The following is a 1,508-nucleotide window of genomic DNA, read 5'->3' as shown; positions in this document are numbered from 1 at the left end:
GGGGAGCAGGCTGCCACCCCGAACACCAACGCGAACGTCGCGGGACCAACCCCGCATGCGCGGGGAGCAGTTGAGTGTCCAGCAGCACCTTCGTGACCTCTTGGGACCAACCCCGCATGCGCGGGGAGCAGACCTGGTTCCACAACCCAATTCACCACAGTCGGGGACCAACCCCGCATGCGCGGGGAGCAGAGTCGTTGAGCTGCGGGTCTATCTGGCTATAGGGCAGAGTTCTGCAACTTCCAGAGATTCGGGCATTTCGGTCACCTCTGCCGGCAAGCTGTGCACCGGGGTCACCCTATCCATCCCGGCCGACTCCGCCTCCGCCCGCCGTCCCGCGTGCACGGGTGGGCTGCGCCTGGCCCGGGTCACGACGGCGAGTCGGAGCGCTGGCCCGCGAGGCGGGCGATGTCGGCGGCGATGCTGTCCAGAGGGCCGAGGGTGCCGATCGAGCGGAACCAGTCCCACAATTCGATGGCGTGGTAGAGCCGGTAGAGGTCGAGGCGTTCGGCGGCGTCCGCAGGGAGCGGTCCGTAGCCCTCGAAGAGGGCATGGCGTTCGGGTTCGCCGCGGCCGAGGGAGTAGTAGTCGGTCTTGGCGAGGTCGACCAGGGGGTCTGCGGCGATCGCGTTCTCGACGTCGATGATGCCGGTCACGCGGGCCGCGTGACCGGGGCCGACGAGGACGTTGCCCTCGTGGAGGTCGTTGTGGCAGAGGGCGGCGGCCCGGCAGTTGTCGAACAGGGCACCGTCGCGATCGATCCGCCGTGCGACCGCGTCGTGGAGTCGGTCGTCGCCGCCCAGGGTCTTGAACTCCGCAAGCTTCTTGGTGAACTGGTGCCGCATGTAGGTCCCGTTGTCGGGGCGGGGATCGAGGATGCGGTCGGTCATGTACCCGTACGCTTCCTGGCCGACCTGGTGGATCGTGGCGAGAGCGGCGCCCATCTCCCGGTAGAACGACGGTATTTGTGAAACATCCAGATCCTTCGACGCCTCCGACAGGGGCCGTCCCTCCAGCAGGCTCAGGATCGTGACGGCCCGGCCGTCGGGTGCTCCGTCCGGCATGTGGTGGAGCACTCGCGGCACCGGGAGGGAGTCGAGGCCGGCGAGGATCCGGTAGACGCGGACCTCCTTCACCTGCTTCCACGCCCACTCGGGTGCGTACACCTTGAGGATCGCGGAGTGGGCGGGATCGGCACAGCGCAGCTCGTACACCGTGCTCAACTGGCCGCCCGTACGCGGCAGCACCTCGATCACCTCGGCGTCGGGGAACACCTCCCGCAGAAGCGGTCCGGTCCACGCGGTCCCTGGAGGCAACTGGTCCGGCTGCGGCACGAGTCGACCATAGGCATCGAGGTGCACTGCGGCAATCGAATTGCCCGGCGGTACAACCACCCATGGAAAGACCGAAGTTGACGTCCTGTTGGAGGACGTCGAACGGGAGGGTCGGCAGCGGATCGGAGTGATCCGCTGCCGGCGGATCCCAGGTGCTATTCGGCGGGGGTGCCG

The 1,508-nt window shown here is 67.8% G+C and carries 1 protein-coding gene; it reads right to left on the bottom strand.

The annotated features are described in order from the left end of the window. Positions 1–368: 368 nt before the first annotated feature. On the bottom strand, positions 369–1,334 hold the full coding sequence (locus tag VR45_RS39635; RefSeq protein ID WP_199926098.1) for an aminoglycoside phosphotransferase family protein: 966 nt from the start codon (positions 1,332–1,334) through the stop codon (positions 369–371). Positions 1,335–1,508 lie beyond the last annotated feature (174 nt).

The organism is Streptomyces sp. NRRL S-495 (assembly GCF_000966955.1).
In the GTDB taxonomy this organism is placed as follows: Bacteria; Actinomycetota; Actinomycetes; order Streptomycetales; family Streptomycetaceae; genus Kitasatospora; species Kitasatospora purpeofusca.
Note: the sequence above shows the minus strand (reverse complement) of the source record. Positions and strands in the feature narration are given on the sequence as shown.